The organism is Streptococcus oralis (assembly GCF_901543815.1).
Classification (GTDB): domain Bacteria; phylum Bacillota; class Bacilli; order Lactobacillales; family Streptococcaceae; genus Streptococcus; species Streptococcus oralis_CM.
Map to the genome: position 1 here is coordinate 1,571,543 of NZ_CABEIU010000002.1, position 25,963 is coordinate 1,597,505.

At 42.8% G+C, this 25,963-nt stretch carries 24 protein-coding genes; 3 read left to right on the top strand and 21 right to left on the bottom strand.

Annotated elements, in window-relative coordinates; genetic code table 11:
* Nucleotides 1-126: 126 nt before the first annotated feature.
* From infB to FQT28_RS08015, 9 genes are all read right to left on the bottom strand, one after another.
* Entirely contained in the window at nt 127-2,886 is a 2,760-nt protein-coding gene (gene infB, locus FQT28_RS07975) for a translation initiation factor IF-2 (RefSeq protein ID WP_143989895.1), read from the bottom strand.
* 16 nt (nt 2,887-2,902) lie between these two features.
* Nucleotides 2,903-3,202, bottom strand: a complete 300-nt coding sequence (locus tag FQT28_RS07980) for a YlxQ-related RNA-binding protein (protein ID WP_143989896.1) — start codon at nt 3,200-3,202, stop codon at nt 2,903-2,905.
* On the bottom strand, nt 3,195-3,488 hold the full coding sequence (rnpM, locus tag FQT28_RS07985; protein ID WP_000857564.1) for an RNase P modulator RnpM: 294 nt from the start codon (nt 3,486-3,488) through the stop codon (nt 3,195-3,197). The genes FQT28_RS07980 and rnpM overlap by 8 nt, the downstream gene beginning before the upstream one ends.
* 21 nt (nt 3,489-3,509) lie before the next feature.
* A complete protein-coding gene (gene nusA / locus FQT28_RS07990; protein ID WP_000032277.1) occupies nt 3,510-4,646 on the bottom strand; it encodes a transcription termination factor NusA in 1,137 nt (378 codons plus the stop codon).
* 42 nt (nt 4,647-4,688) lie between these two features.
* Nucleotides 4,689-5,168, bottom strand: a complete 480-nt coding sequence (rimP, locus tag FQT28_RS07995) for a ribosome maturation factor RimP (protein ID WP_000338695.1) — start codon at nt 5,166-5,168, stop codon at nt 4,689-4,691.
* 126 nt (nt 5,169-5,294) lie between these two features.
* Nucleotides 5,295-5,930, bottom strand: a complete 636-nt coding sequence (gene trmB, locus FQT28_RS08000; RefSeq protein WP_143989897.1) for a tRNA (guanosine(46)-N7)-methyltransferase TrmB — start codon at nt 5,928-5,930, stop codon at nt 5,295-5,297.
* Nucleotides 5,927-6,721: a cell cycle regulator CcrZ gene (gene ccrZ / locus FQT28_RS08005; RefSeq protein ID WP_000363019.1), complete on the bottom strand. Its 795-nt coding sequence runs from the start codon at nt 6,719-6,721 to the stop codon at nt 5,927-5,929. The genes trmB and ccrZ overlap by 4 nt, the downstream gene beginning before the upstream one ends.
* Nucleotides 6,722-6,768: 47 nt before the next feature.
* Nucleotides 6,769-7,818, bottom strand: a complete 1,050-nt coding sequence (locus FQT28_RS08010) for an ABC transporter permease (protein WP_143989898.1) — start codon at nt 7,816-7,818, stop codon at nt 6,769-6,771.
* Nucleotides 7,815-8,546: an ABC transporter ATP-binding protein gene (locus tag FQT28_RS08015; protein ID WP_143989899.1), complete on the bottom strand. Its 732-nt coding sequence runs from the start codon at nt 8,544-8,546 to the stop codon at nt 7,815-7,817. The genes FQT28_RS08010 and FQT28_RS08015 overlap by 4 nt, the downstream gene beginning before the upstream one ends.
* A 67-nt stretch (nt 8,547-8,613) precedes the next feature.
* Here FQT28_RS08015 and FQT28_RS08020 point away from each other — a divergent pair, with 67 nt between their 5' ends.
* The 3 genes from FQT28_RS08020 (at nt 8,614) to FQT28_RS08030 (ending at nt 10,035) form a co-directional block, all read left to right on the top strand.
* On the top strand, nt 8,614-9,024 hold the full coding sequence (locus FQT28_RS08020) for an HIT family protein (RefSeq protein WP_084945811.1): 411 nt from the start codon (nt 8,614-8,616) through the stop codon (nt 9,022-9,024).
* A 9-nt stretch (nt 9,025-9,033) separates the two neighbouring features.
* Entirely contained in the window at nt 9,034-9,312 is a 279-nt protein-coding gene (locus tag FQT28_RS08025; RefSeq protein WP_143989900.1) for a hypothetical protein, read from the top strand.
* Nucleotides 9,313-9,381: 69 nt separating this feature from the next.
* The gene (locus tag FQT28_RS08030; protein WP_185952365.1) at nt 9,382-10,035 is read left to right on the top strand and encodes a hypothetical protein; all 654 of its coding nucleotides are present in this window, start codon (nt 9,382-9,384) and stop codon (nt 10,033-10,035) included.
* 78 nt (nt 10,036-10,113) lie between these two features.
* On the opposite strand, the gene dnaJ is transcribed toward FQT28_RS08030, so the two are convergent.
* From dnaJ to FQT28_RS08095, 12 genes are all read right to left on the bottom strand, one after another.
* Nucleotides 10,114-11,253 carry a molecular chaperone DnaJ gene (gene dnaJ / locus FQT28_RS08035; protein WP_143989902.1) on the bottom strand — a complete coding sequence of 380 codons (1,140 nt, stop codon included), beginning with the start codon at nt 11,251-11,253 and terminating at the stop codon, nt 10,114-10,116.
* 416 nt (nt 11,254-11,669) lie between these two features.
* Complete coding sequence (dnaK, locus tag FQT28_RS08040) at nt 11,670-13,493, bottom strand: molecular chaperone DnaK (RefSeq protein ID WP_143989903.1); 1,824 nt, start codon at nt 13,491-13,493, stop codon at nt 11,670-11,672.
* A gap of 298 nt (nt 13,494-13,791) precedes the next feature.
* Nucleotides 13,792-14,307, bottom strand: a complete 516-nt coding sequence (gene grpE / locus FQT28_RS08045) for a nucleotide exchange factor GrpE (protein ID WP_001288015.1) — start codon at nt 14,305-14,307, stop codon at nt 13,792-13,794.
* A gap of 38 nt (nt 14,308-14,345) precedes the next feature.
* The gene (gene hrcA / locus FQT28_RS08050; RefSeq protein WP_143989904.1) at nt 14,346-15,380 is read right to left on the bottom strand and encodes a heat-inducible transcriptional repressor HrcA; all 1,035 of its coding nucleotides are present in this window, start codon (nt 15,378-15,380) and stop codon (nt 14,346-14,348) included.
* A 160-nt stretch (nt 15,381-15,540) separates the two neighbouring features.
* Nucleotides 15,541-16,053, bottom strand: a complete 513-nt coding sequence (locus FQT28_RS08055) for a DUF2812 domain-containing protein (protein WP_143989905.1) — start codon at nt 16,051-16,053, stop codon at nt 15,541-15,543.
* A gap of 34 nt (nt 16,054-16,087) precedes the next feature.
* A complete protein-coding gene (locus FQT28_RS08060; RefSeq protein ID WP_143990076.1) occupies nt 16,088-16,663 on the bottom strand; it encodes a DUF2812 domain-containing protein in 576 nt (191 codons plus the stop codon).
* The gene (locus tag FQT28_RS08065) at nt 16,663-16,983 is read right to left on the bottom strand and encodes a PadR family transcriptional regulator (protein WP_143989906.1); all 321 of its coding nucleotides are present in this window, start codon (nt 16,981-16,983) and stop codon (nt 16,663-16,665) included. The genes FQT28_RS08060 and FQT28_RS08065 overlap by 1 nt, the downstream gene beginning before the upstream one ends.
* 113 nt (nt 16,984-17,096) lie before the next feature.
* The gene (gene glnA / locus FQT28_RS08070; protein ID WP_001122884.1) at nt 17,097-18,443 is read right to left on the bottom strand and encodes a type I glutamate--ammonia ligase; all 1,347 of its coding nucleotides are present in this window, start codon (nt 18,441-18,443) and stop codon (nt 17,097-17,099) included.
* A 36-nt stretch (nt 18,444-18,479) separates the two neighbouring features.
* Nucleotides 18,480-18,836 carry a transcriptional repressor GlnR gene (gene glnR / locus FQT28_RS08075; protein WP_000664333.1) on the bottom strand — a complete coding sequence of 119 codons (357 nt, stop codon included), beginning with the start codon at nt 18,834-18,836 and terminating at the stop codon, nt 18,480-18,482.
* 76 nt (nt 18,837-18,912) lie between these two features.
* The gene (locus FQT28_RS08080; RefSeq protein ID WP_038804532.1) at nt 18,913-19,440 is read right to left on the bottom strand and encodes an FUSC family protein; all 528 of its coding nucleotides are present in this window, start codon (nt 19,438-19,440) and stop codon (nt 18,913-18,915) included.
* A gap of 136 nt (nt 19,441-19,576) precedes the next feature.
* Nucleotides 19,577-20,776 (bottom strand): phosphoglycerate kinase, encoded by a 1,200-nt coding sequence (locus FQT28_RS08085; protein ID WP_001096770.1) that lies wholly within the window; start codon nt 20,774-20,776, stop codon nt 19,577-19,579.
* 229 nt (nt 20,777-21,005) lie between these two features.
* Complete coding sequence (locus FQT28_RS08095) at nt 21,006-25,730, bottom strand: endo-beta-N-acetylglucosaminidase (protein ID WP_143989907.1); 4,725 nt, start codon at nt 25,728-25,730, stop codon at nt 21,006-21,008.
* Nucleotides 25,731-25,963 lie beyond the last annotated feature (233 nt).

The following is a 25,963-nucleotide window of genomic DNA, read 5'->3' on the forward strand; positions in this document are numbered from 1 at the left end:
AGACCTAGCTATTTTTATTAGATAGAGGAACTAGAGCCATTTGAATCTAGGAAACAAGCCTTAGATAGAACTAAGGGTTCATCAAGGCGCTGTTGACGACGAGTCAAATTGGCTATCGTTTCTCTATTATCGTTTGATTTCTTCCATGACATAAGCCTCAATCACATCATCCATCTTGATATCATTGTAGCCATCAATCATCAATCCACCTTCACGACCGTTTGTAACTTCTTTGACATCATCTTTGTAGTGTTTCAAGCTTGCAAGTTCACCGTCATAGATAACGACACCATCACGGATAACACGAACTTTCGAGTCGCGGGTAACCTTACCACTCATAACCATAAATCCACCGATGGTTCCCACTTTAGATACCTTGAAGGTTTCACGGATAACTGCTTCACCGATAACTTTTTCTTCAAATTCTGGATCAAGCATCCCTTTCATGGCTTCTTCCATCTCTTCGATAACCTTGTAGATAATGCTGTGGAGACGGATTTCTACATCGTCAGCTTCGGCTTGTTGACGAGCTTGTGGTGTAGGGCGTACGTTGAAACCAACGATGAAGGCATTTGAAGCTTCCGCAAGAGTCACGTCAGATTCGTTGATAGCACCGACTGCCGAGTGGACAATGGTAACTTTGACACCTTCTACGTCGATCTTTTGAAGTGAGGCAGAAAGGGCTTCAACTGAACCTTGTACGTCGGCCTTGATGATAACGTTAACTGACTTAAGCTCACCAGCTTTAAGCGTATCAAAGAGGTTTTCAAGGCTGACACGTTGGGTAGCTTGACGTTGTTTCATGAGGGCACGTTTCGCACGTTCTTCACCTGCTGCACGCGCAGATTTTTCATCTTCGTAAACAGCAAAATGGTCACCCGCCATTGGCGCTTCGTTTAGACCTGTGATAGAAACCGGCGTTGATGGACCTGCAACCTTAACACGACGACCAAGATCATTGGTCATAGCACGGACACGTCCGAAAGTATTTCCGACAACGATTGGATCTTGGACATTCAAGGTACCTTGTTGAACAAGAAGGGTTGCGACCGCACCTTTTCCTTTATCCAAGCGAGCTTCGATAACGGTACCGATCGCACGCACTGTTGGGTCGGCCTTGAGTTCTTGGATTTCAGCCACAAGTAGGACCGTTTCCAAGAGTTCATCGATATTTTGGTTGAATTTAGCTGAGATTTCAACAAATTCAGAATCTCCACCCCAAGCTGTTGACATAACCCCATGCTCTGCCAATTCACCGATAACGCGTTCTGGATTGGCACCTGGTTTATCAATCTTGTTGATAGCCACGATAATTGGAACGTTGGCCGCTTTTGAGTGGTTGATGGCTTCGATAGTCTGAGGCATAACCCCGTCATCTGCCGCAACGACCAAGATGGTAATATCGGTAACAGAAGCACCACGCGCACGCATAGAGGTAAAGGCCGCGTGCCCTGGTGTATCAAGGAAGGTAATCTTCTTGCCATTTTCCACGATTTGGTAGGCACCGATATGCTGAGTGATACCACCCGCTTCACCTGTCGCTACACGAGAGTTACGAAGGGTATCCAAGAGGGTTGTTTTACCATGGTCAACGTGTCCCATAATGGTTACAACTGGTGGACGCTCAACCAATTCATCTTCATTGAGATATCCATCTTCGACAAAGAAACGTTCGATATCGGCATTATCCACTTCAACCTTTTGTTTGGCTTCGATACCATAATCCACCATGAGGAGTTCGATGGTTTCTCCATCCAAGGATTGGTTTTGTGTGGCCATCACACCCATCATAAAGAGTTTCTTAACGATTTCTGCTGGTTCACGTTTGATACGTTTTGCGATTTCCGCAACAGTCATACCATCTGTATACTCAAATTCTGTTGGCAATTCGTGGAACTTACGCTCTGTAACAGGTTTTGGTGCCTGATTGCGGTTATTTTGCTTGTTGCCTTTTTTATTCTTCTTGTTGTTATTCCAGTTGCTATTCTTTTGATTTCTCACTTGATTTTGACTACTTCGATTCTTTTGTTGTTTTCTAGGACCATCTTCTTCGTGATCATAATCATCACGTTCTTTGTCTGGTCGAGCTTGTTTTTTACGACGTGTATCCACTGGCGCTTCTTTCGCTACAGGAGCTACTGTTACCACTGGCTGCGTTTGTTCAGCTAGCTTAGCAGCTTCTTCAAAGATTTCTTCAGGCTCCTTGCGTTTATTAGCTTGAGCCAAGGCTTCTTTGGCAGCTTGCGATTGTTTGAAGCGTTCCTCGCTTGAGCGTGCGTACTCTGCATTTTGCTCTGCTTTTAGGGCTGCTGCACGGGCTTTAAAGTCAACACGTGGTCCAGTTTGCTTGGACTGGAAGTCTTGCTGCTGGCGGCGATCATTGCCTCGATTCCCTTGACCTTGTGGTTTTTTCCCTTGATCGTTGAAACGGCGATTGTCGCGGTTCCCTTGACCAGGTTTGCCACCATTACGGCCGTCGTTTTTCTGACGGTTGCCGTTTTGTTGTTGGTCACGGTTGTTGCCCTTGTTTTGTTTGCGTCGCTCTGCCTGCTCTTTGGCACGCGCCTCACGCTCCGCCTTGAAATTTCGACTTTGTGGTCTTGCAGCCACTACTTTTTCTTCCTTAGGAACTGCAGGTGTAGCTGGTGTAGCTGGTGCAGGCTTTCCCGCCTTCTTTTCTACACTTGCTTTTGGTGTCGCAGGTTTTGCTTCTGCCTTCGGAGCAGGTGCAGGTTTAAAGCTAGCTGCGATTTGTTCAGCAGCAGCAGCTTCCACGCTCGATGAGTGGCTTTTCACATCCAAGCCCAACTCTTTTGCACGCGCTACAACTTCTTTACTTTCTTTTCCAAGTTCTTTTGCGATTTCGTACAATCTTTTCTTAGACAAATCATGTCCTCCTCTTCTATTCCATAAGAGACCTCATTTTCTTTGTAAATCCAGCATCTGTCACAGCCAAAACCTTTCTCGATTTTCCGACTGCTATGCTTAATTCCAGTGTTGAAAACACGGTTATAACTTCTACTTGATAATAGTCACTTTTATCTTGAATCTTCTTGGTCAGATTGGGACCAGCATCATGGGCTAGAAAGACTAGCTTGGCTTTCTGGTCTTGGATGGCCTTGACCGCCAATTCCTCACCTGATATGATCCGGCCTGCTCGTTGAGCAAGTCCCAAGAGATTGCTTATCTTTTGCTTATTCAAGTCCTAACTCTCTTCTTTTCACTTTGTGATCCACATAGGCGATCAACTCGTCATAAAAGCTTTCTTCCACTTCCATGTTAAAGCTGCGGTTAAAGACTCTCTTCTTTTTGGCCTCTAGGGCTTCTGCATTGTCTAGCTTGATATAAGCGCCTCGGCCATTGGCCTTGCCTGTCGGATCGATAAAGACTTGCCCTTCTTTGTTCTTGACAATGCGGAGCAAATCACGCTTATCAATCACTTCATTGGATACAACAGACTTGCGCAAAGGGATTTTTCTTGTTTTCATCTTTCCCTCCTCTAGCAGCTTTTATTCTTCGATCAATTCGTCCGCAGCTGCGTAATCCACTTGACCTGCTTCTTCCATAGCTTCAAATTCACTGGCAGACTTGATATCGATACGGTAACCTGTCAAATGAGCTGCCAAGCGAACGTTTTGTCCACGACGACCGATGGCAAGAGAAAGCTTGTTATCAGGCACAACGACCAAGGCACGTTTGCTGTCATTTTCATCAAAGATAACTTGGTCAACCTCTGCAGGTGCGATAGCATTGTAGATAAACTCAGCTGGATCTGCTACCCACTCAATAACGTCGATGTTTTCTTCGACAGGAATCATGCGGTCGCTCTTAGCATCGTAACGAGCTGGGTGGAATTTGCTGGTGATCTTCTTGATATTGGCACCACCACGCCCAACGATTGTACCGATAGCATCCACGTTAGGATTGTGGCTACGAACGGCAACTTTAGTACGGTCACCAGCTTCGCGGGCTACGCTCATGATTTCAACAGTTCCATCGTAGACTTCTGGAATTTCTTGCTCCATCAAACGTTTGATCATTTCTGGATGGCTACGGCTAACAAAGACGTTGACACCACGAGGGTTGTCTTCAACTTTATAAACGTAAACCTCAATACGGTCGTGGGAAGCAAAAACTTCTCCAGGGATTTGGTCTTGTTTTGACAATTGGGCTTCGATGCTGCCAAGGTTGACATAGATAAAGCGGTTGTCAAATCGTTCTACTGTACCAGACATGATTTCTTGTTCATGTTCCTTGTAAGTATTGTAGGTGATGGCACGTGTTTGCTTGCGCATTTTTTCCATGATGGTTTGTTTAGCAGATTGGGCTGCTACACGACCAAACTCAGCTGGTGCTTCTTCAAACTTGATCTTGTCACCAAGTTCATAGGCTGAATTAATGGCAAGAGCATCTTTCAAGCTGATTTCCAAACGGCTATCAAATACTTCATCAACAACTTCACGAACAGTATAGACAGTAAAGTCACCTGTCTTTTCATTGAAGTCGATAGCTACGCTGTCAGACTGACCATAGCGTCTGCGATAAGCGGAACGAAGCGACTCTACTACTGCGTCGATGATGTCTTCTTTTTTGATTCCCTTGTCTTCTTCCAAAATGCGGAAGGCCTCTAGCATTTCTTTACTCATGTTCTTTTTACTTTTGAATCCTCAAAAGCTATCCTTTCTTTTCTATAGTTTTACTGCTAAACGTGCTTTTGATACTAAACTGTATGGAATTTGGACGGTTTTCTTACGTGTCTTGTCCATATACTCCATAGTCAACTCATCCTCTTCAAAGGATACCAAGGTTCCTTCAAAGACTTTTTGCTTATCAATGGCTTGGTAGAGCCCGACATGAATGTATTTCCCAACTGCTCCAGCGACAGCATCCTTGGTTTTCAAAGGACGTTCCAAGCCTGGACTGGTGATTTCTAGGAAATATTGTTCTGGGAAGGGATCGGGCTTGATAGTGTCTAGGACAGGACTGATGATTTCTGTCAGGTCTGCCGTGTCGTTCAAGGTAATTCCTTCGGGTTTATCTACAAAAATACTGAGAATCATGTCACTGCCAATCTTTCCATACTCGATATCCACGAGCTCGAAAGGCGCTTGGATGACAGGTTCTACAACTTCTCTGACTAATTCTACGATTGTTGCGATTGCGTCCACCTCCTCATAAGCAAGAGGCGAAGATATATCCCCGCCTCTCTTTCTCATATTCTTACTATCAGTATAGCACGTTTGTCAATTTATGTAAAGCATTAGCACTCAAACAGCTGGTTTTCAAGCTATTTCTTAAAATTCTGCCTCAACTCGGTAGATCACTTGACCCTTGTTGGAGAATTTTTGCTCATATTCTGTCATGACATTGCCTTCAAAATCACTGGCATGCAAGTCCAGCCAAACACCATTGAGTCTCATCCCATACTGAGAAAAGCTCACTAGACTGTACTCAAACAAGCCACGGTTATCTGTCTTGAAATGGATTTCCCCATTCTCAGGCAAGATGCGCTTGAAGGTATCCAAGAAACTCTTGTAAGTCAAACGACGCTTTTCATGGCGTTTTTTAGGCCAGGGATCTGAAAAGTTTAGGTAGAGACGATCAATCTCCCCGTCTTCAAAGTAGTCAGTCAAATCTGAACCATCTACCCACAGCAATTTGATATTGGGCACTCCAACTTCAAGCACCTTGTCCAAGGCATAACTCAATACTGACTTTTGAATGTCAATCCCGATGTAGTTGATGTCAGGGTTTTGTTTGGCCATTCCAGATACGAAGGCCCCTTTCCCACTTCCAACCTCAACATGAATAGGATGATCATTTCCAAACAAGTCTCGCCATTTCCCTTTTGCTTCTAAGGGATTGAGGACTACATACTGAGGATTAGCCTCTAGTAATTCTGTCGCCCCTTTACGATTTCTAACTCTCATCTCTTCTTTCCGTACTTGTCACGGAAGACGCGCAAGGCATAAATCTCCCGGTTTACATTGTCTAAATCTTGATTTTCACAGTATTTGGCAATCTGGTTCAAGTAAGAATACTGACCATACCAATACAATTTATCTAACACTGTCTGATTGTACTTATAGCCGTAGTCTCTCAACCATTGACGCCACTGATGATCTGGAATGTAGTGGCATAGCAAATGCGCCACATCAAACATACGATCCGTCAGACGAACCGAATCCCAATCCACTAGATAAACGAGTCCACTCTCTGTCTCAATCCAATTACTATGACGAAGATCCCCATGCACAATCGTTGCATGGTCTTCTCTAAAACCTGGAACCGTCTTACCTAGCTCCGCAATCACACTGTTCAAATAGTGGTTCTGCTTCAAGATTTCTGGAACTCCTTGCTGCCAAGAACGTAGCAAATCAACTGGTGTTTCCATGGTGTATCCCAAACGGCTCAACTGCTTCATCAAAGGACGCGAGCGGTGAAGGCGGTTCAAGATATTGATAATCTGCTTGCGATTCATATCGTAAGGGGTCAAGATTTTGCCCGTCAGCCATTCCTGAGCACACATATCACGGCCATCTGGCAAACGACGAGTCCATAGTAATTGAGGAGCGATTTGTTCTCTGGCTAGGCCAGGTAGGATTGGAGAGGTGTTCATTTTTACAAAGACGCGCTTCCCATCAGGGTAGCTTCCCATATAAGCTTTGCCGCTCTTCCCAGGTATAGGGGTCAGCGTTAGCTCATTATCACCCAAGTCCATTTCTTTCCTCCGTATAAAGTTTCCTTACTATTCTACTAGTTTTTGGTCTATTCGTCAACCAATCTTTTCAGTTGGTAAGGTAAATAAAACAATTGTAGGAAGAGACTAGCCCCTACAAGAGCCAACAAGGCTATTTTTTCTTGAAAAACCACTGCTCCGACCAGCAATTCCAACAAAAGAACTGCACTTCCCACACCGACTACAATCTGTTTCAGACCCTTTTCTTTCTCCCCTTTTTCTAGTGGAAAGAGCTTGGTCAAGTATTGGTAATCAAAGGCGTGATAGAGGGCCAGCAACTGGAAAAGCAAGAGGTAGTTAAATAGAACCACCACTGCCGTCGCAATCCAAGCTTGCTCGATAAAGACTAGTGCTAACAAGGATAGGATCAAAAGGCGCAAACTGAGGGCAAAGAGGTCCCCATTTCGCAGATAAGAACGAAGATAGAGATTTTGCCAAATCTTGCCCGGCACTTTCTGAACTGCTTTAAGGATAAAATCCAGATAAGCGCGACGTTTGACACTATTTGAAACGCCTTTGACCTGAGTAAAGAGAGCAAAGAAACGAAGCAAGACTTGCTTGCGCTTGCTTTCTTGGGCGATCACATAGTCCCAGTCAAGCCCATTCTCTGTAAAAAATTTACGGGCTTTTTGACGAAAGATCAGATATTTCCCTACACCCAATAGGAGCACATAAACCAGAAAGACTGGCAAACCATAGCCCATGGCTAAAAATAAGGGCGCAAATAACAGCAAGAAAAGGTTTTGGACAAAGAGCCAAAAGACCAGTGAGCGCACCGTCTGCCCTTTGAGGTGGGACTTGACCTCCTCTTCACTGACTAAGAGAAAGAGCTTGTCAGGTACTTCCATGTAGGTCGCGATTCCTCCCCAAGCTAAAAGCAAGGCAGAGACAATCCCCAAAAACAAGAGAATAGGCCAATGATTTTCAGGAAAATGTTGCAAGAGCTGACTGTACTGGTAGGCTAGAAAACCGATGAGAACTAGCAGGAACAAGACAAAGTGGTCATTTAGAACATAACGCAGATAGCCGACACACTCCTTACGAAAAGCCTGCTTTCGCTTTAAAAACAAGTCTTTCATAGCTCCTCCTCTTTGGTCAGAGCCAAGTAAATGTCATTCAAACTAGCCTCAGGCATGGCAAAGGCTTCGCGGAGTTGGTGAAGGTTACCTTGAGCCCGCACCTCCCCCTTGTGGAGAATGACAAAGGCATCACACATCTTCTCCGCCGAATCCAGCACGTGGGTACTCATGAGAATGGACTTGCCTTTTTGCTTTTCTACTTCCAAAAGCCGAATCAAGTCAGAAATAGCCAGAGGATCGAGACCAAGGAAAGGCTCATCAACGATAAAAAGACTCGGATCCACGACAAAAGCACAGATAATCATGACCTTCTGCTTCATCCCTTTGGAGAAATGAACTGGAAACCAGTCTAATTTTTGATCCAAACGAAACATTTTTAACAAAGATTCTACTCGCTCAAAAGCTATATTCTGCTCAATACCATAGGCCATGGCAACCGTCTCGATATGCTCTCTGAGGGTCAATTCCTCGTACAAGCTAGGCGTTTCTGGGATGTAGCCAATCTGTTTGCGATAGTTGGTCGCATCTTCTCGCAGGGTGAGACCATTAATCTTGATTTCCCCACTGTAAGGGGTCAACAGACCGATAATTTCATTGATTGTCGTTGATTTCCCAGCACCATTGAGCCCAATCAAACCGACCAACTGCCCACTTTCAACTGTAAAGGACACATCTTTCAAGACAGGAACGTGAACATAGCCTCCTGTCAGGTTTTTAATTTCTAACATATTTTCTCCGAATCTGGTATAATGTAGCTATATTATATCAAAATTCAATACAGTAGAGGTGGATTTTATGTCAGATTGCATTTTTTGTAAGATCATCGCAGGGGAGATTCCTGCTTCAAAAGTATACGAGGATGAGCAGGTTCTTGCCTTTCTTGATATCTCTCAAGTAACACCAGGACACACCTTGGTCGTACCAAAAGAGCACTATCGCAATCTTTTGGAAATGGATGCTACTAGCGCCAGCCAACTCTTTGCCCAAGTACCAAAAGTAGCTCAAAAAGTTATGAAAGCTACCAAGGCTGCTGGCATGAATATCATTGCCAATTGCGAGGAAGTCGCTGGTCAAACGGTCTTTCATACCCATGTGCACCTCGTACCTCGCTACGGTGCAGAAGATGACCTCAAGATTGACTTTATCGCTCACGAACCTGACTTTGACAAACTTGCCCAAGTCGCTGAAACCATTAGAAACGCTTAAGGAGTTGCCATGAAACTATCCAATCTATTGCTATTCGCAGGAGCTGCAGCTGGAAGTTATTTTGTCGTGAAAAATCGCCAAACCATCACGGAGGAGTTTATAGACACTAGCGACCGTGTCGAGGCTATGAAGGAGGATTTGGATATCATTCAAAACAGCCTGCAAGTTATCAACCAACAAAAAGAACTCATCAAGGAATACCAAAAAGATTTAACCTATAAATTCAAAGTCTTGGAAAAAGATTTCCAAACCAGAATGGCGGTCCTCCAAGAAGAAAAACAAGAATAAGAAAGCCTCCAACTTTCCTTAAATCCATTTTGGGTTACTAGATTCGAACAGAAAAGGGAGGGAATGAAAATGAAACAGTCTTTAAAAGTTCTAGCGAAGGTCATCGCGATCCCTTGCGGCTGTCTCTGCCTTCTTGCAGCCCTAGCATTTCTATTACTGATGAATATTTTCAAGGCTTCACCGAGTGACATCCGCGAGGGGAATGAAGCCTTAAAACAAATCTTTATCTCCCTTGACCTCCCTCCTGAGAAAGTAGAATCAAATGGACACTATCAATACGAGGGTGGAGGCTTAAATTTTTATGTTACTTTCTCAGATGAGGTTGTCAATAGCCACCCCGTCCTAAAAGAAAGTCCAAAACTCACCAAAAACCGACTCGAAGTCTATGTCCTCCAGACAGGAGAGATTTCATATTATAAAGTAGGGGATAACTTGTTCAATCATGGTTTATTGCAGTTTTTAGAGAAAGAAAGCGAGAAGTATCTCCAAGAAATCGGAAAGAAATTTAATCCCAATTACTCAATTCTCTTTTGGAATGATCAGGAAAGTCTTAAAAAGGGAATTGCATTCTATGAAAAAGCTTTGACCTTGGTGGATATTCAGGATAATTCGGCAATCAACCACATTGATACCATCATCGTTAAGCCAGGCAAAGAAGCGGAAATCAAGCAACTCATCCAGGAGATGGATGCAGCTGGCTTGCTCACTCAAAAGTATAAATAGTAAGGTAACCTAAAAATGATTTTTCGATGCTGAATTTTCAAAGACAACACAAAAAAGAGCCAATCGGCTCTTTTTACGTTATTCCCCTTCAAAAGCATCTTTAATATGGTCAAAGAAGCCTTTTTTCTTTGGATTGACTTTCAAATCACCTGCAGCTGCAAATTCTTTAAGCGCTGCTTTCTGGCGATCGTTCAAGCCTGTCGGAGTCACGACATTTACCGTAACATATTGGTCACCAACGGCACCACCACGAAGGCTTGGTGCTCCCTTGCCACGTAGGCGGAATTTCTTGCCAGTCTGAGTTCCCTCTGGAATGACCAATTCAACATCACCATGCACGGTTGGAATTTCCACAGTATCACCAAGGGCTGCTTGGACAATATTGAGATTCAACTTGTAGAAAATGGTTGTTCCTTCACGTTCAAACTTGTCGCTGGCTTCCACAGAAACCACTACGTACAAGTCACCATAAGGTCCACCGTTAAATCCTGCTTCGCCTTGACCAGCTAGGCGGATTTGTTGACCAGTTTCCACACCAGCAGGGATTTTTACATGTACGCTATGAGCTTGCTTTTCATGACCTGTTCCATGACATGTAGTACATGGGTCTTTAATTTCTTTTCCGCGACCATGACAGACATCACAAGTTACTTGGCGACGCATCATACCAAGAGGAGTCTGCGTATCGACGTTAATGACACCAGCACCATGACAGCGTCCACAAGTGACTGGACTTGTTCCTGGCTTAGCACCAGATCCGTTACAGGTACGACAGCTTGCTTCACGGTTGTATTTAACTTCTTTTTCCGTTCCGAAGATGGCTTCTTCAAAGGTCAAATTGACACGATACTGGAGGTCGTCACCTTGACGAGGAGCGTTTGGATTGCGCGAAGCTCCGCCTCCGCCGAAGAAACTTGAGAAAATGTCCTCAAAACCACCGAAGCCACCTGCTCCGTTAAAATCACCTGCTCCACCACCGAAGCCTCCAAAGCCACCGTTGGCACCCGCAGCACCATATTGGTCGTAGGCTGCACGTTTTTGGTCGTCACTCAAAGTCTCATAGGCTTCTTGAACTTCCTTGTATTTTTCCTCAGCACCAGGCTCCTTGTTGATATCTGGGTGATATTTTTTCGAAAGCTTACGATAAGCCTTTTTGATCTCGTCTGCCGAAGCGTTTTTTGACACCCCCAGACGATCATAAAATTCAGTATTGTTCATACAAGATACTAAGAGCGAACAGAAAGTGACTGAAATTTAGGAAACCGACAAGAAATCCTGATTTCTTAGGAGGTTTATCTAATTTCCAAGCTTTCCGCTCGAGTTCAATTACGAACACCCTTATTCCTTTCTGTTAATATTGCGGGACGAAACCACGATTTAGGTCGGGTTCAATTCCTTTCTTTTATATTCCCAAACAAATCAGGTTCAGTCCCTTTTTACCGAAAAACAGAGGCTGGGTTGCAACCTCTGGATTTCTTCCTATCATTACGACGTTCGAGTTTTAAAAATCAAACTAGTAATGCTAAATCGAGCACTCCCTAACCTCTTGGTGAAAAAGATAAATCTTCCTAGAAACTAGAGTTTCTGCGTCAGATTTCCTATTTTCACTGTGAGGTTTTAACGGGCTTTGCATCTTATTTTTCCGTAAACTCTCCGTCTACGACGTCATCGCCTGCGTTTCCTGTTGCTTGCGCGCCTTCTGCTCCTGATTGAGCTTGTTGTGCTGCTGCGGCTTGTTCGTAGAGTTTAACAGCAAGTCCTTGAGCTTTTTCGTTCAATGCTTCAAGTTTTGCTTTCATGTCGTCCAAGTTGTTGTCTTCTTGCGCTTTCTTAAGGTCATCAAGGGCAGCTTGGGCAGCATCACGTTCTGCGTCGAAGCCTTTGCCTTCAGTTTCCTTAATTGTCTTTTCAGTCGCAAAGATTGCTTGGTCTACTTCGTTACGAAGGTCAACTTCTTCTTTACGTTTCTTATCTGCTTCAGCGTTAGCTTCTGCATCTTTCATCATGCGGTCGATTTCTTCGTCAGTCAAACCTGAGTTAGATTGGATAACAATTGTTTGTTCTTTTTGAGTTCCAAGATCTTTCGCTTTAACAGATACGATACCGTTCTTGTCGATGTCAAATGTTACTTCGATTTGAGGAATTCCACGAGGTGCAGCTGGGATATCTGTCAATTGGAAACGTCCAAGAGTCTTGTTATCTGCTGCCATTGGGCGTTCACCTTGAAGAACGTGGATATCAACGGCTGGTTGGTTGTCTGCTGCAGTTGAGAAGACTTGTGATTTAGATGTTGGAATTGTTGTGTTACGGTCGATGAGTTTTGTGAAGACACCACCCATTGTTTCAATACCAAGTGACAATGGTGTTACGTCAAGAAGGACAACGTCTTTGACATCACCAGTGATGACACCACCTTGGATTGCAGCACCCATAGCAACTACTTCATCAGGGTTTACTGATTTGTTTGGTTCTTTACCAGTTTCAGCTTTAACAGCTTCTACAACAGCTGGGATACGAGTTGAACCACCAACAAGGATCACTTCGTCGATTTCTGACAAGCTCAAACCTGCATCTGAAAGGGCTTGACGAACTGGAACTTTTGTACGTTCTACAAGGTCACGAGTCAAATCGTCAAATTTCGCACGAGTCAAGGTCATTTCCAAGTGAAGAGGTCCAGCCTCACCTGCAGTGATAAATGGCAAGCTGATTTGAGTTGAAGTTACACCAGAAAGGTCTTTCTTCGCTTTTTCAGCTGCATCTTTCAAACGTTGCATTGCCATCTTGTCAGTAGACAAGTCAATCCCGTTTTCTTTCTTGAATTCTGCTACCAAGTGGTCGATGATTTTTTGGTCAAAGTCGTCACCACCAAGTTTGTTGTCCCCTGCAGTTGACAATACGTCGAAGACACCGTCACCCAATTCAAGGATAGATACGTCGAATGTACCACCACCAAGGTCAAATACCAAGATTTTTTCTTCTTTGTCAGTCTTGTCCAAACCGTAAGCAAGAGCGGCTGCAGTTGGTTCGTTGACGATACGTTCTACTTCAAGACCAGCGATTTTACCAGCGTCTTTAGTTGCTTGACGTTGAGCATCGTTGAAGTAAGCTGGAACTGTGATAACTGCTTTTGTCACTTTTTCGCCAAGGTAGTCCTCTGCATAGCCTTTCAAGTATTGAAGAATCATAGCTGAGATTTCTTGTGGAGTGTATTCTTTTCCGTTTGCAGAAACTTTTTCAGAAGTTCCCATTTTAGATTTGATAGAGATAACTGTATCTGGGTTTGTAACTGCTTGACGTTTTGCAGCATCACCAACGATGATTTCACCGTTTTTGAATGAGACTACAGATGGAGTTGTACGGTTTCCTTCTGGGTTTGCGATGATTTTTGATTCAGTTCCTTCAAGAACTGCTACTGCTGAGTTTGTTGTACCTAAGTCAATACCGATAATTTTAGACATGTGTTTTTCTCCTTAAAGTTTAATTCGAATTTTGATTTTTTGATATTCCCCTTAAGTGGTGGGGACGTGAGCAACTCCCTTCGGGATTTCATCACTTATTTTTGAGCCTATTGTCTCAAAAATCCCCTGTTTCAGTAGCATGAGCTACTGAAACTTTCACCACAGCGGGAAATATCTTCCTTGCAAACCTCCGGCTTGCTTCTTATCTTTCTTTCATAGTTTAGTGTCATTTCGGACAAGGTTTTTATGTATATATTGCGATGTGAGACGTCGAAATCACAGATTTCTGACTTATCGCCTAGTTATATACTACTACCATAGCTGGGCGTAGGATGCGGTCATGGAGTTTGTAGCCTTTTTGGAAGACTTGTGCGATGGTATCTGCTGGGTGTTCATCGTCTGCTGGGAGAGTTTGGATGGCCATGTGATAGTTATGGTCAAATTCACCATCAGCTGCGATTTCTTCGATTCCTTCTTCTTTCAAAGCGTGAATCAAGCTCTCTTGCACCATCTCCAATCCTTTTTTGACGTCGTCTGTCAAACCTTCAACTGCTAGTGCACGTTCTAAGTTGTCAAGCGACGGTAAAATTGCTTTTGCCAGATCTTGGCTACGATAACGTTGCAAGAGTTGGCGTTCTTCGTTGGCACGACGTTGGATATTTTGCATTTCCGCATGAGCGCGAAGGTATTTATTTTCAAACTCGTCCGCACGTTCATTTGCCAAGTCTAGTTCTGACTTTTCAGGAGTTGTTTCTTCAGTTGTTTCAACAACTTCCTCTTCTTTTACTTCTTCGTTTTTTATTTCCTCAGACATTTTTCGCCTCCTTTTTAGAAATTTATGTAATTTCATGTTTAACTCACCTCATAATGATTACTACTCAAATAGCGATAGAAATCTGTGAGTTTCATAGTTAGTACTCGATTGACAACATTGAGTTGATTAACCAATTGCTGGTAATCCAGATTAACTGGACCGATAATGGCAAGAATTCCAAATCCTCGATAAGGGATGAGGAATTTACTGCTAATCACTGCTAGGTCAGCTAGACAGGATTCTTGACTGTCCGCAACACGGACGCTTTGCATCTGATCTTCATGCAGACCCTCACGAATCTCTAAGGCCACCTTCTGTGTTTGGTCAAAGAACTGATAGGCTGCGAGATTGGCAAAATTCAAGAGATTGACCTTTCCCGCCACCACAATGTTTTCGTTGAACATTTCTTTAAAAATGTGTTCAAAGAGATCCATGACATTGTCCGTTGTTGTAAAGTAACGCTGGATAATCTGTGGAATCTCCGTCCGAATCTTGTAGTGAATATCTAGAATGGTGTGACCGAGGAAACGTTCCTGAATGATTGCCTTAAGCTTCAGCAAATCTTCCTGCAAGAAGTTCCTTGGAATCAGAAATTGACTGGAAACCGTTCGCGACTCGTCTAGGGTAAATACTGCCAAGGCTGTATGTTGCCCTAGAACAACGATATCAAAAGCTGTCAACCGTTGCCTGCTGGGCTCAACATCCAGTGCCACTACCGTACAGCCACTCAATTCTGTCAAGACATTAGCAGCCTCCTGCAGAATATCCTCCAGGTTGAAGAATTCCTGATCAAAGGCTTTGACAATCTCATAAACCTCATTTTCAGCTAATCGGTCAAAATCCAGTGAGTGTTTCACATAGTACTGAAAACCAGCAACACTTGGCATCCGACCGCTTGAAGTATGAGCCTTTTCAAGCAAACCCTGCTTCTCTAGAGCTGCCATGTCATTACGAATGGTAGCACTACTAGAATTAATAGACTCTTGTAGCGCCTTGGATCCGACAGGTTCGTGCGTTTTGGTAAAGATGTCAATAATCAGATTTAAAATATCCTGCTGACGCTCTGTAACCATCTCATCACTCCTCTCTGTCTGATCGATTAGCACTCTATGCATCCAAGCGCTAACTCATGATTCTATTATACACCCTTAGAAGAGAATGTCAAGACAAAAACTCAAAAATTTAGCACTCTTTTGCCAAGAGTGCTAAAAATCAGTCTGAAGACCTAGAATCTTACTTCTCATCTACTTGGTATTTCCTTTTAAGTCTGTAATATCCATAGATCAGATAAGAAATTAAACAAGCGTATAAAACGAAAGTAATAAAGAAAGACATAGAAAGACCTTCTTTAAATAAACTCATGCAAACAACAAGACCACCCGAGAAAGCAGCTGTACAGGATCGAAGTCTAGACCGCATAACTTCCCATCTAAGACCATTACTCATATAGACTTGATCCTCTGGAAGTGTATCTGAAGATGATTTACGAAGAATTGAACAAAAACCTGTTTCTATCAATTCCCAACCGCTATTTCTAAAACCTTGTAGTTCATGCTTATGCTTTCTAAGAAATCTAGAATCATAGATCTGATAGATGACATCATCCGGTTGACATTGCTCAAAATAAAAAAAACCAAAACGACTAGTTCTATATCTCCAGCCTTTCAAGTGCATCTCATGCAAATATTCTTCCTCCTTGTCCAAATCGACAACGGTGAAAATCCGAAATTGTACTTTGCTATTCATTGCCTGACCTCCAAATCAGAAAACAAGTATTGTTTCAGCTATAAGATAATTCTTTCCACTTTTGGAACAAGCTCCAAAAAATATAAGAAATCTGAATCGCAAAAACTATCAATAAAACACAATCCATAATAACAATCAAAAACATTACCCAACTGAAAGAACTACCTCCACTGAGAAACTTTGAGAAAATCGGTATTAGAGCTAAAAAGAGAAGCAAAATAGGAAGCATCCGCATTATTAAAATCCGTTTAACCATGGCTAACTTCCCAGTAGCGTCATTATAGATTTCAAACTCAGTATCCGACTCAACTCCAGAATAAGATTTTCTAAAGTAGGAAAAACCATTAAAATCTATAATATGCTCCCATCCACAGTCTTTAAATAATTGTAAATAGGAGGCTCTCTCTGATTTTTTCATGGGATAAAAGTCCAACTGATAAGACACCTGCTCCGGTTGACACTTCTCAAAAGTATACTTAACAGCAACTACTAAGTGAGAGTAGGTCACTTCCTTGAGTTTCCAGCCCTCAGCATGCATTTTTCTAAGATATAAAGCCTCTCTATCATAATCTGCAATGGTAGCAATTCTATAAACAACCTTCTTTTCCATCATAGTTCCTCTTGACTGTTTCTGTAGAGCCGTTCAATACGTTTCAATTCAATCTCCAAAACTTTTCGTCCCAAATCTGTTATCTGATAGATTTTCCGTTTTTCCTCTTCTCGGACAAAGGAAATCAAGCCATCCTTTTCCATCTTTGACAAGGTACCATACATAGTTCCAGGACTAATCGAAACTTGCGAATCTGTCATCTCCTTGACCTTTTGCGAAATACTATAACCATGACGTTGCTGTTGCAGACAGAACAAGATATAAAATCCCGTTTCCGTCATTGGAAGATAAACTCGACGAATCTTATCCGTTAATTCCATTTATAACCACCTCCTATTTAGCTCGATATATCACACTTCGTTATATATAATATATCACAGCTCGATATAAAACACAAGAAAAAAGACCACCATCAGGCAATCTTTCTTCTATATTAGTAAAGATCTAAATAATTATCAACTTCCCATTGTGACACAAAGGTTGCATAGCTAGCCCACTCGATACGTTTAGCTTCAAGGAAGCTCGTGTAGATGTGATCTCCTAGGGCAGCCTTAACCACTTCATCTTCAGTCAAAGCTTTCAAGGCGTTGTGAAGAGTTGATGGAAGGTCTGTGATTCCAGCTTCCTTACGCTCTTCTGCTGTCATGATGTAGATATTCTCTTCGATAGGAGCTGGTGCTTCGATTTTGTTTTCAATACCATGCAAACCAACTTCCAAAAGAACAGCCATAGCGATGTATGGGTTTGCCATTGGGTCCACTGAACGCAACTCAAGACGAGTTCCCATACCACGTGAAGCTGGTACGCGCACAAGTGGCGAACGATTACGACCAGCCCAAGCAATATAAACAGGTGCTTCATAACCTGGAACCAAACGTTTGTATGAGTTAACTGTTGGGTTCATGATGGCAGTATAGTTGTAAGCATGCTTGATCAAACCACCAAGGAAATGATAGGCCGTTTCAGACAACTGCATTCCTTTTGGATCGTTTGGATCAAAGAAGGCATTGTTTCCTTCTGCATCAAACAAGGACATATTACAGTGCATACCTGACCCAGCAATACCAAATTTTGGTTTTGCCATAAAGGTTGCGTAAAGGCCGTGTTTACGAGCAATGGTTTTAACAACGAGTTTAAAGATTTGAATCTTGTCACAGGCACGGAGGACTTCATCATACTTGAAGTCAATTTCATGTTGTCCAACCGCGACTTCGTGGTGACTTGCTTCTACTTCAAATCCCATTTTGGTCAAGACATTAACGATTTCACGACGCGTATTGTCCGCAAGATCTGTAGGTGCCAAATCAAAGTAGCCACCCTTGTCATTTACCTCAAGAGTCGGATCCCCATTTTCATCGAGTTTAAATAGGAAGAATTCTGGTTCTGGACCAAGGTTGAAGGATTTGAATCCTACTTCTTCCATATGACGAAGTGCACGCTTCAGATTACCACGTGGGTCACCTGCAAAGGGTTCTCCTTCTGTTGTATAGACATCACAGATCAAACCTGCAACACTTCCGTTTTCATCTCCCCAAGGGAAGACTGTCCATGTATCCAAGTCTGGGTACAAGTACATATCTGACTCATTGATACGTACAAAACCTTCAATAGAAGATCCATCAAACATGGCTTTATTTGACAAGACCTTGTCTAACTGTTCATCTGTAGCAGGAATTTCGACGTTTTTCATCGTCCCCAAGATATCTGAAAACATGAGGCGAATAAAGGTAACATTTTTTTCCTTGACTTCACGACGAATATCTGCAGCTGTGATTGGCATGGTTTTTCTCCTTAATATCTGACTACTTGCGATTGCCTAACCGCGACCAAAGGGTGAACGTACTGAAGCAAAGCGCCCCTGCTGGAGGAGTTCATTGTGAAGTGCACGACGCACTTCCGTCTGACTCACGGCTTTCTTGGACTTCGCCTCGCGTTCAGCATATTTTTTCTTAATCGCAGCAATATTATGACCTTCAGAGATATAATCTTTGATTTCAAGTAGACGATCCATGTCATTCAAAGAATACATGCGACGGTTCCCTTCGTTTCGATCAGGCTTTATTAACTCTTGATCTTCATAATAACGAATCTGACGCGCCGAGAGATCGGTCAATTTCATAACACTACCGATAGGAAAAACAGCCATATTTCGGCGAAATTCTCTTTCCTTCATTTACAATTTCCTTCTTCCTGTCTATTATAGTCTAAAAAAAGACATACGTCAACGAATAATGTCACAAAATGTAACATTATTTTCTTTTTTTCTCCCAAAAGAGTTTCAGTTGCTCAATATCATAATTTACAAGGATTGCGACAAAAACTCCCATAAATGTTTCAAATACGCGCGCAAACACGTACAAAAATGTTTCTCCGCTTGGTATTGATAGGGTAATAATCAACATAGCCGCTACACCACCGATAACTCCCGCCTTATTGTTCATGGCGACATTTGTCATAATGGTTAACATAGTGCAAATTGGCACAATCAGCAAGGTTACCCAAAAAGCTTCTTGAAATAAGGTATTTAAGAGGAAAAAGACAAGAGCATAAAAACCTCCGATGCTATTTCCTAAGATACGCGATGTTCCAAAATGAACACTCTTATCAAAGCTTTCTCGCAAACTAAAGACTGCTGTCAAAGCCCCAATTTGAAGTCCCTTCCAACCAAAAAATCCAAAAATCAAGAGAACTAAGAAAACAGCAATTCCGGTTTTAAAGGTTCGTAGACCAAGCTTGAACTGTGACTTATCAAATTTATATTTTTTAAAATAACTCATAATCTCAACTTTCTATTTCCATTTTATCATAATTTAGTTGATTTTATGAGCCAAAATCAATCGGAAGCGTTTTTAATTTAGACTATAAAAAAAGAGGAAACAGGGTTCCTCTTTTCATCGTTTCATTTAAGAAAGCTTATTTTTCTGTAAGTGCAGCCAATCCTGGCAATACTTTACCTTCAAGGAGTTCCATTGAAGCTCCACCACCTGTAGAGATCCATGAGAACTTGTCTGCGCGACCAAGGTTGATGGCTGCAGCAGCTGAGTCACCACCACCGATGATTGATTTCACGCCTGGTTGTTTCACGATAGCGTCCATCACACCGATTGTACCAGCTTGGAAGTCAGGGTTTTCAAATACACCCATTGGTCCGTTCCATACAACTGTTTTCGCACCAGTCAAGGCTTCGTCAAACTTAGCGATAGATTTAGGACCGATATCCAAACCAAGGAAACCTGGGTCTACTGCTTCACCTTCAGTGTCTTTCACTTCAGTGTAATCAGCAAAAGCATTAGCTTCTTTTGAGTCAACTGGCAAGATCAATTTGCCGTTTGCTTTTTCAAGAAGAGCTTTGGCAACATCCAATTTGTCTTCTTCTACAAGTGAGTTACCGATTTCGATACCTTGAGCTTTGTAGAATGTGTAAGTCATCCCACCACCGATAAGGACTTTATCAGCTTTTTCAAGCAAGTTTTCGATAACACCGATCTTGTCTGAAACTTTTGAACCACCAAGGATAGCCACGAATGGACGTTCTGGCGCTTCAACAGCTTCTTGGATGTAGGCAATTTCATTTTCAAGAAGGAATCCAGCAACTGCTTTTTCAACGTTTGCTGAGATACCAACGTTAGATGCGTGTGCACGGTGAGCTGTACCGAATGCATCGTTTACGAAGATACCATCTCCAAGTGATGCCCAGTATTTACCAAGTTCAGGATCGTTTTTAGATTCTTTCTTGCCGTCAACATCTTCGAAACGAGTGTTTTCAACCAAGAGAACTTGTCCATCTTCAAGAGCGTTAACAGCGGCTTCCAATTCAGCACCACGTGTAACACCTGGGATAAATTTAACTTCTTGTCCCAATTTAGCAGCCAAGTCAGCAGCTACAGGAGCAAGTGATTTACCTTCTTTGTCTGCTTCTTCTTTTACACGTCCAAGGTGAGAGAAGAGGATTGCACGTCCACCTTGTTCAAGGATGTACTTGATAGTTGGAAGAGCTGCAGTGATACGGTTGTCATTGGTAATCACGCCATCTTTAACAGGTACGTTGAAGTCAACACGAACGAGAACTTTTTTCCCTTTCAAGTCAACGTCTTTAACAGTCAATTTTGCCATTAGATATGACTCCTTCTTTTTTTATACGTGTTAATTATATCACAAAATCCGCAAAAGAGATAGAAAAACCCTAAACTTTTCGAGTTCATTCTTGCAACTGAAACTAGTATTTTTTAAATAAACTCTAGAAAGACCTCATCAAATAAGTAATTAAAACAAGGTTTGACCGATCTGCAGTCAAACCTTATTTTTAGTTTTATATGAGAAGATCCAAGAATTCTAAATCCGATTAATCTTCTCTCTTTTTCAAAGCTACAAGTCCATAGGCACTCATTACTCCGAGGAGTCCCAGTGCTACTAGGCTAGCATCTCTTGTCGCTCCCGTATTTGGAAGCTCTCTGCTTGTTTCTTCAACTTTTGCTGGTGTTGCTGAGAGCGCTTGATCCCTTGTTTGTGAGACTTGCTCTTCTTTCGTTCCAACTTCGGTGATTTCTGGAAGGGCTTCCTTGAGAACCTCAGTAGAATGAAGGGTGCGTTTGCCTTGAGCATCAACTTCTACAAAGCGACGAACTTGACCTTCAACGCCTGCTTGAACTAGCTGGCGTTTGCCTTTGAGAAGGGCTGCATTTGGTCGTTCCTGATGTTCGAAGGCAACTGAAACTTCTTCAACTTCCAGTTTCGGAGTTTCTAGAACTAAATCTTTCACACCTTCAGCTGGTTGGTTGCTTGATAGAACTTTTGTACCAACTTCGGTGATTTCTGGGCTTGATTCCTTGACTACCTCAGTTGAACGAAGAGTGCGTTTGCCTTGGCTATCTACTTCTACAAAGTGGCGAACTTGACCTTCAACTCCAGCTTGCACAACACGACGTTGTCCTTTGAGAAATTCGGAGTTTGGTCGCTCTTGACGTTCAAAGGCTGTTGTTTCAGTTTCAACAACTAGTTCAGGGAGGGCCTCAACCGTCGGGGCCACTTCATTTGGATCCATGCTACCAACATGATGGCTTTCTTCTGCAGGAGCTAGTTTCTTATTCAGCTTTTCTTTCATGTCCGCAAAAGCTTGTGGTGTTGGCATCTCTGAAGCTAATAAAGTTTCTGCTTGTTCAATCAACTCAGCTTTAGGATCTTTTTCACGGACGGATTCGAGCAAGCCTTCCAACTCTTCTCTAGCAGTCTGATAACGTTGATTTCCATCCAAGGCTGTCCCTGCTTGTTTCAACTCATTCAAAGCCCGATTGACTTCTTCTTGGCTAGCATTATGGTTTTCTGCTACAGCTTTCGCTGCAGTGAGCTTCTCTACTAGTGCTGCTTGTTTGTCCTCGCTTGAGAAGGTGTAGGCAAGGGTTGACTGACGGCCTTGGGCAGCAGTGATTTCTTGTTTGAGGTACTCATCGTTGACAGCTGCTTTTGGAGAAACCAAGACATCGAACTCAGCTGTGTGTCCCTTGTAATGAAGGGTCAAGGTCTGACGACCAGTCTTTTGAGCATCGTAGCCCGTAATTTCAACACCTTGATCTGTGAAGGCACGGCTTTCTTCTGTCTCATCATCATAGAGAACGCCGAAGCGACCTTCTGCAAGATCCAGTTGCTCTCCTACTAGATATTCCGTTTTCGGTTTCTGAGTAATGTACAGACCTGCTACTTCCTTTAGTTTTCCTTCATCTTGACCAGTAACTTGTACCTTCAAGTCACCGCTTACTGAAAGTCCAAGATAGCTAACTGTGAGCTTTTGTTCCCCTTTTTGATGAGCGTCGTATCCAGAAACAGTCACACCTGAGTGAGTAAGGTTGATCAGCTCATCGGCTTGTCCCCCTTCGTATTGAACACGGAGTGTTCCGCCTCTGAGATCAAGTTTTTCTCCCTCTTTATAAACTGTCTTCTTAGGTCCTTTTTCAAGGCTAACTGCAGCAATTTTTCTCTCATCCTGCGGAATCGCTACTGCCAAGGTGTTACTGATTTCTTTGCCAGGTAGTTGGGTACGATAGTAGAGGAGAGTTGGTTGCTTGTCAAAGCCCAATGGTGCTGTTGCCAGGTCACCGCCTGTTTCAGACTTCAAAGTTGCAATCGGTGTTTGTGAATCTGCCTTGTCGTAAACGGTGATAGTTGCACCCGCTGGAACATCAGAGAAACCAAGTTGAACTTGATGGTTTCCAAGTGAACGGGCAGCTACCTTAGCCATTGGAATATTTTGACTTTCTGTGTCCAAGGTTTCGTACATCTTCCAATTGTAGATACGAATAGCTTTCCAAGGTGTCCCATTATCAGATGTAATAACATGCAAACGCCAGTCTTGAGCGGTGATTGGTTTGTCAAGAGTGATATCTGTAACGTGCGCTTTGTTGCCACGGACTTCCTTAGCTAGTTTCCATTCATCATCTGCATCTTTATAATAAAGATCAAAGTCCTTGGTATTCATCAAACCATCGTTAACAGACTCACCACCAGCTCCCGCATGATCCATTACCCATCTAACAACGGTACGTGGCTTGGTCAAGCGAATATCCACACTACCGCTCAACTGAGCTGAAGACCACTTATCTGACAAGCTAGTAATGGTACCGTTCAACATACCTTCGATGCCTTCACCACCTTCAGTATTTGGGAAAGTGCTACCGATAACCTTTGCACCTGGAACGATATTTTCAGCCAAAGGTCTTGGGAGAGTCGTATCCTGAACTGTCATCCCCCAGTTAAAGGATGCCGTCGCCGCTTCAGAACGAAGGCCATTTTTACCAACTGCAACGACTTTCAATTCCTGAGTCGTGCCAGTCGCATTAGCAGAACGGCTAACTTTTGGCAAGTAGATGGTTGAAGCGGATGAACCTGTCAACAAACGCCAGTTATCCCCATCTTTTTCGTAGACTTCATAGAAGTCCGCATCTTGGTTACCCGCAAATTGGACCACTGCTTCAGCTTCTTGGGCATTCTTAAGAGATTGTCTCACCACAGAAAGGCCCGTAGGCGCTTGTGGTGCTTGGTGATTGTCCGAAATGGTTAATTGACCTAGGTTAAACTGATAATCTTTTACAGCCCCTTCATGCTCGAAGAAGAGTTTGACTGCATAGATGGTTTTTCCAGCTAGTGAGCTGAGGTCAAATTCTTCATTCTTCCAGTCATCAGAAAGGGTTAGTTCTTTCCATGAGTCTGCATCCTCAAATTTGTAGTCTGGAGTTGTAGAGAAGGCCATATAAACTTTGGAGCCTTTTCCTCCCTTGTGAGCAACACGAAGTTTGGTTTTCTCAGTTACTTCTAGTTTGGTAGAATACAAATTCACATCCTGATCTGTCTTGCCAGCTACATCATCTGAGAATTTAAGAGAATTACCGCCATTATAGGCATCTGTAAAGTCGTATTCTGCACGAAGTTTTTCCCCCGTCGAAGTCTGCCACCAGCGCCATGTTGGTAAGACACCTGAAACAGAACGGTAGTTCCACTCAGAATCCTTAGAAACTTTACCGTCTACAAACCACTTTCTACCATGACCTGTATTAAAGGAGGTGGTGAAGGTCCGGCCCACTGCTGGTGTGCGATCAGCAACTAAATTGGCAATCCCATACCACTCTTTGTCCGCTGGTTTTTGAGCCGTTGGATCTCCTTGGTAACCTGTAAAGAAGATGTCTTCGTTCTTATGGTAGTCTTCTCCTGTTTTCCCTAGACTGGTAATCGTATCTGGTGCAAAAAGTCCTAACGACAAACGCAACTTGCCTTTTTCATCTAAGAGGGCATCCCATTTGACTTTGGTCTTATAAGAACCACCTTGTTGCAATTCCAAGCCTGCAAAGACATCATATTGACTACGTTCTAGCCATTTAGCCATCTCTACAGAATGGTCATTCTTTTCCTTGTTCCAGTTGAAGTTGGCAAAGAATTGATCTGCAGGGACCTTGTCACCTTCTTTTTGCATAAACTGGTAGTTGTAATCACCAAGACCATCTTCGTGGTAACGCCCGTATTTATAGGTCATGGCATCGTACCAAGCATACTTGATTGGATGGTTGACTTTGGCTGCGTATTCTTTTGTATAGAGCATGAATTGGCGCATTTTTTCACCAAGAGGTTCTACTAATTCCCCCGTTGTTTCTTGGTTGATGAAATAGCCATCAAAGCCATAATACTTAGCAAGATCGACAAGTTTTCTTGCGATAGGGAAGGTACCATCTGCATCTTGTTTCAAGGCAGCGGCAAATTTCTCTTGGTCAGCGATGCTATTTGACCAGTTGAAGAACAAGGTTCCATAAACGGGAACTCCGTTGCGGTGCCCGGCATCAATGACATCTGGAGTTGGAACTAGGCCTTCCCAGAAGACCATGGAATCCAAGTATTGCCAGTAGTCAAAAGCATAGGCCTTGAATTCTTCTCCACCAACAGAAGCGTGGTCTTTGGCCTTTGAGTTGGTATTTGCTAGAGCTTGAACCTTGGCTCTTCTGCTTGCTTTTTCGTTAACCAACTGGCCTCTATGGCGCTTAGCGAGTTCAACTGAGGAACGGTTAATGGGATCATCCTCACGCGAACCCGGTTCCCATTTCAACAAATCTTCCCAAGTATCAAACTTGATTTCCTTTGGTCGGAGACTCTTTTCTTCATTTTTAGGAACGTCTGCTAGAGTCGGTTTGTCGGCTTTCTTCTCAGCCACTTGAGGAGCTTCCTCTGGTTTGGCTTCTTCTTTTTCAGTTGGTTGAACAGGTTTTTCAGTTTTATCTGTCGGAGTTGGCTTCACTTCTTCTTTTTCATTACCCAAATCCGTTATTGCTGGAGTGTTTTCTGAAATTGGTTGCTCAGCTACTTTGTTTTCTGTTTCCAATAATTGTTTTTCGATAGCTGTGGTATCTGGATTAGTTGATTCACTAGCACTTGTCGCGTGAGCACTTGTATTGGCAACTGTCTCAGGGACTGTAACCTGTTCGGCAAGAGCCGGGCTAGCAAATAGAGCTGATCCAATCATTAAGGAACAAGCCCCGATTGACAACTTACGAATACTGTAACGGCAACGTTTTTCAAAAAATAGATCTTTCATCTTATCCTCCTAATAAAATATAAAGTAAGCGCTTCACTCTTTTGATAAAAAGTAACTGTTCTCAGTGCACACCACCAGAACAGGATCATCTTCATTTTATCCTATATGAAAGCGATGTCAATCTATTTGACAAATAAACTATAACTAGGATAAGAAACAGTTTAATTTGGATATAATCCTTGCAGACATTTATACTTGAGGTAAGAACTCTATTTAAGGAAGAAATTTAAAAA

Bases quoted from the DNA above. Each gene is read 5' to 3' on its own strand.
- rnpM (WP_000857564.1), bottom strand. From the start codon at position 3,488: ATGAAAACAAGAAAAATCCCTTTGCGCAAGTCTGTTGTATCCAATGAA.
- FQT28_RS08020 (WP_084945811.1), top strand. From the start codon at position 8,614: ATGTCAGATTGCATTTTTTGTAAGATCATCGCAGGGGAGATTCCTGCT.
- FQT28_RS08010 (WP_143989898.1), bottom strand. From the start codon at position 7,818: ATGAAAGACTTGTTTTTAAAGCGAAAGCAGGCTTTTCGTAAGGAGTGT.
- dnaJ (WP_143989902.1), bottom strand. From the start codon at position 11,253: ATGAACAATACTGAATTTTATGATCGTCTGGGGGTGTCAAAAAACGCT.
- trmB (WP_143989897.1), bottom strand. From the start codon at position 5,930: ATGAGAGTTAGAAATCGTAAAGGGGCGACAGAATTACTAGAGGCTAAT.
- glnR (WP_000664333.1), bottom strand. From the start codon at position 18,836: ATGAAGGAAAGAGAATTTCGCCGAAATATGGCTGTTTTTCCTATCGGT.
- dnaK (WP_143989903.1), bottom strand. From the start codon at position 13,493: ATGTCTAAAATTATCGGTATTGACTTAGGTACAACAAACTCAGCAGTA.
- grpE (WP_001288015.1), bottom strand. From the start codon at position 14,307: ATGTCTGAGGAAATAAAAAACGAAGAAGTAAAAGAAGAGGAAGTTGTT.
- FQT28_RS08015 (WP_143989899.1), bottom strand. From the start codon at position 8,546: ATGTTAGAAATTAAAAACCTGACAGGAGGCTATGTTCACGTTCCTGTC.
- FQT28_RS08085 (WP_001096770.1), bottom strand. From the start codon at position 20,776: ATGGCAAAATTGACTGTTAAAGACGTTGACTTGAAAGGGAAAAAAGTT.
- hrcA (WP_143989904.1), bottom strand. From the start codon at position 15,380: ATGGTTACAGAGCGTCAGCAGGATATTTTAAATCTGATTATTGACATC.
- ccrZ (WP_000363019.1), bottom strand. From the start codon at position 6,721: ATGGACTTGGGTGATAATGAGCTAACGCTGACCCCTATACCTGGGAAG.
- FQT28_RS08055 (WP_143989905.1), bottom strand. From the start codon at position 16,053: ATGAATAGCAAAGTACAATTTCGGATTTTCACCGTTGTCGATTTGGAC.
- FQT28_RS08025 (WP_143989900.1), top strand. From the start codon at position 9,034: ATGAAACTATCCAATCTATTGCTATTCGCAGGAGCTGCAGCTGGAAGT.
- glnA (WP_001122884.1), bottom strand. From the start codon at position 18,443: ATGCCAATCACAGCTGCAGATATTCGTCGTGAAGTCAAGGAAAAAAAT.
- FQT28_RS08095 (WP_143989907.1), bottom strand. From the start codon at position 25,730: ATGAAAGATCTATTTTTTGAAAAACGTTGCCGTTACAGTATTCGTAAG.
- FQT28_RS08065 (WP_143989906.1), bottom strand. From the start codon at position 16,983: ATGGAATTAACGGATAAGATTCGTCGAGTTTATCTTCCAATGACGGAA.
- FQT28_RS08080 (WP_038804532.1), bottom strand. From the start codon at position 19,440: ATGAGTTATTTTAAAAAATATAAATTTGATAAGTCACAGTTCAAGCTT.
- nusA (WP_000032277.1), bottom strand. From the start codon at position 4,646: ATGAGTAAAGAAATGCTAGAGGCCTTCCGCATTTTGGAAGAAGACAAG.
- FQT28_RS08060 (WP_143990076.1), bottom strand. From the start codon at position 16,663: ATGGAAAAGAAGGTTGTTTATAGAATTGCTACCATTGCAGATTATGAT.
- FQT28_RS08030 (WP_185952365.1), top strand. From the start codon at position 9,382: ATGAAACAGTCTTTAAAAGTTCTAGCGAAGGTCATCGCGATCCCTTGC.